Origin of the sequence: Bradyrhizobium sp. STM 3809 (genome assembly GCF_000239795.1) — a bacterium.
Classification (GTDB): domain Bacteria; phylum Pseudomonadota; class Alphaproteobacteria; order Rhizobiales; family Xanthobacteraceae; genus Bradyrhizobium.
This window is the reverse complement of the sequence record NZ_CAFJ01000560.1, coordinates 1-2,941: the sequence shown is the minus strand read 5'-3', so window position 1 is coordinate 2,941 and position 2,941 is coordinate 1. Positions and strand designations below refer to the sequence as shown.

Here is a 2,941-nt window from a genome sequence, read left to right as displayed (position 1 = left end):
TCGAACGGCGTGCTCATCCTGACGCCGGAGTACAACCGCTCGATCCCGGGCGTGCTCAAGAACGCCATCGACATCGCCTCGCGCCCCTACGGCAAGAGCTCGTTCCTCGGCAAGCCGGTCGGCCTGATCTCGAACTCGCCGGGCCCGCTCGGCGGCGTCGCCGCGGCCAAGCACCTGCAGAACATCATGCCGGGCATCTCCGGTCCGATCATGGGCCAGCCGGAGATCTACCTGAACGGCGTCGGTGACGCCTTCGACGACAAGGGGGAGCTGGTCAAGGACGCCCTCAAGACCGTGCTGCAGCAATATCTGGAGGCGTTCGCGGCCTTCGTCGCCAAGCAGAACGGCTGACCAGTCTGTGCGCAACGGCCCGGCACGGTCGTTTGCGGCATAACGGATATGGCTGGCAGGGCGTTGACGCGCCTTGCCCGATCGTTTTTCAAGGCGTGGCCGGACATCCGCGCAACGCTGCGCGACCCCAGGACTCTGCCATGGCCCACGCCTTCACGCCCGCCAGTTCGTCGACGCCGGGAGCGAACCAGCCGAAGCTCGACACGGAGGCGGTCTGGCAGGCGCGGGTCGATCTCGCCGCCTGCTTCCGCATGGCGGCGCGGCACGGGCTGGAGGAGGGGATCTGCAACCACTTCTCGGCGCTGGTGCCGGGCTATGACGATCTCTTCATCGTCAATCCCTATGGCTACGCCTTCCGCGAACTGACCGCCTCGAAGCTCCTGGTGTGCGACTTCGACGGCAACGTGATCGCCGGCGAAGGCCGTCCGGAAGCCACCGCGTTCTACATCCACGCCCGCATCCACAAGGCGCTGCCGCGCGCGAGGGTCGCCTTCCACACCCACATGCCCCATGCCACCGCGCTGTCGATGACCGAGGGCCCGCCGCTGATCTTCGCCGGCCAGACCGCGCTCAAGTTCTACGGCCGGACCGCCGTCGACGAGACCTACAACGGGCTCGCGCTCGACAATCGCGAGGGCGACCGGATTGCGGCAGCGATCGGCGAGGCCGACATCGTGTTCATGAAACATCACGGCGTGATGGTGCTGGCACCGACGATTGCCGAAGCCTGGGACGATCTCTATTACCTCGAGCGCGCTTGCGAGGTGCAGTGTCTGGCGCTGTCGACCGGGCGCAAGGTCGTGCCGGTCGCGCGTGAGATCGCCGAGGCCACCGCCCGGCAGATGCGCGAGGGCGATGCGGAATCGGCGCGGCTGCATCTCGAGGCGATCAAGCGCATGCTGGATGCCGAGGAGCCGGCCTACCGGATGTAAAGAGGGGATCGCAGGGTTAGCGATTCCTTAACCGGCGCGCCGCATCTTGGCGCCCATGGTCTCCCGCGCACGCCTGAAATCATTCCTCACCGGGCTCGCCCTCTACACGATGGCGGCCGCCATCATCGGCTATTTCGGCATCAACGCCTACACCGGCCGCTACGGCCTCAATGCCCGGCAGGAGCTCGACCAGGAGATCGTGTCGCTGACCTCGGAGCTCGTGCGATTGAAGCAGGAGCGGGCCGAGGGCGAGAAGCGGGTCTCGCTGCTGCGCTCCGACCGGGTCGACCCCGACATGCTCGACGAGCGCGCGCGATTTCAGCTTGGCTATGCCAATCCGCACGATCTGATCCGGATCAATCGCCCGTAGCGCTCGATCCCGTGGTCTCGCCGGGGTGGACAAGCCGGCCCGCAGCCGGGCCGGCTCTGACGAGACCGCGCGCTAGGCGGCTCGAACCGAAGCGAGGAAACGGCTGACCTCGAGCTTCAGCCGCTGGCTGTCCTGCGACAGGCATTGCACGGAATTGAGCACCTGCGACGATGCCGATCCGGTCTCGCTCGCCTCGCGCTGCACCTGGGCGATGTTGGCCGAGACCTGGCGGGTGCCCTGAGCGGCCTGCTGGATGTTGCGCGAGATCTCCTGTGTCGCCGCACCCTGTTCCTCCACCGCCGCGGCGATGGTCGAGGCGATCTCGGACATCCGCCCGATCGTGTCGCCGATCTCCCTGATCGCCGAGACCGAGTGCTGCGTGGCCGCCTGGATCGCGCCGATCTGCTGGCTGATCTCGTCGGTCGCCCTGGCGGTCTGCTCGGCCAGCGCCTTGACCTCGGAGGCGACCACCGCGAAGCCGCGGCCGGCGTCACCGGCGCGCGCCGCCTCGATGGTCGCGTTCAGCGCCAGCAGGTTGGTCTGGCCCGCGATCGTGTTGATCAGCTCGACCACGTCGCCGATGCGGGCCGCGGCCTGCGACAATTCTCCGACGCGCTGGTTGGTGCGACGCGCCTGCTCGACGGCTTCATTGGCGATCGCGGCCGATTGCTGCACCTGCCGGCTGATCTCGTTGACGGAGGAGGACATCTCCTCGGTCGAGGCCGCGACCGACTGGACGTTGTTCGAGGCGTCACCGGAGGCGTTGGCGACGACGGTGGCGAGCCCCTGCGACCTGTCCGCCGTTGCGGTCAGGGACTTGGCCGAGCCTTCGAGCGCGCTCGCCGCCGACGAGACGGTCTCGATGATGCTGCCGACCGAGTTCTCGAATTCGTTGGCGAGCCTTTCGGTGTCCGCCTTGCGCTGGGCGGCCAGGCGGCCTTCCTGCTCCTTCTGCTCGGCTTCGAGATGCTGGCGCGCCGCCGCATTGACCTTGAACACCTCGACCGCCCGCGCCATTTCGCCGAGTTCGTCGCGCCGCTCGGCGCCCGGGACCAGCACGGCCAAATTGCCGGTCGCAAGCTCGGTCATCACCCGGGTGATGGCCTGCAGCGGTCGGACCAGCCCCCGCGCAATGGTCAGCGCAATGACGCAGAGCAGGGCGATCAGGCCCACGGCCCAGACCAGCGCCGTCTTCACCGACGCGTAGAACATCTCGTCGAGATCGTCGACATAGACGCCGGTGCCGACGATCCAATTCCAGGGATCGGCCTTCAGCGTGTAGCCCAGC

The 2,941-nt window shown here is 67.6% G+C and carries 4 protein-coding genes; 3 read left to right on the top strand and 1 reads right to left on the bottom strand.

Annotated elements, in window-relative coordinates; all coding sequences use genetic code 11:
• The 3 genes from BRAS3809_RS25560 to BRAS3809_RS25550 form a co-directional block, all read left to right on the top strand.
• Nucleotides 1-351, top strand: a 351-nt coding sequence (locus BRAS3809_RS25560; RefSeq protein WP_035658522.1) for an NADPH-dependent FMN reductase, incomplete at its 5' end; no start/stop codon positions are given.
• Nucleotides 352-491: 140 nt separating this feature from the next.
• Nucleotides 492-1,283 carry an aldolase gene (locus BRAS3809_RS25555; RefSeq protein WP_008964914.1) on the top strand — a complete coding sequence of 264 codons (792 nt, stop codon included), beginning with the start codon at nt 492-494 and terminating at the stop codon, nt 1,281-1,283.
• A gap of 55 nt (nt 1,284-1,338) precedes the next feature.
• Nucleotides 1,339-1,653 (top strand): FtsB family cell division protein, encoded by a 315-nt coding sequence (locus BRAS3809_RS25550; protein ID WP_008964913.1) that lies wholly within the window; start codon nt 1,339-1,341, stop codon nt 1,651-1,653.
• A gap of 72 nt (nt 1,654-1,725) precedes the next feature.
• On the opposite strand, the gene BRAS3809_RS25545 is transcribed toward BRAS3809_RS25550, so the two are convergent.
• On the bottom strand, nt 1,726-2,941 hold a 1,216-nt coding region (locus BRAS3809_RS25545; protein WP_035658518.1), incomplete at its 5' end, for a methyl-accepting chemotaxis protein.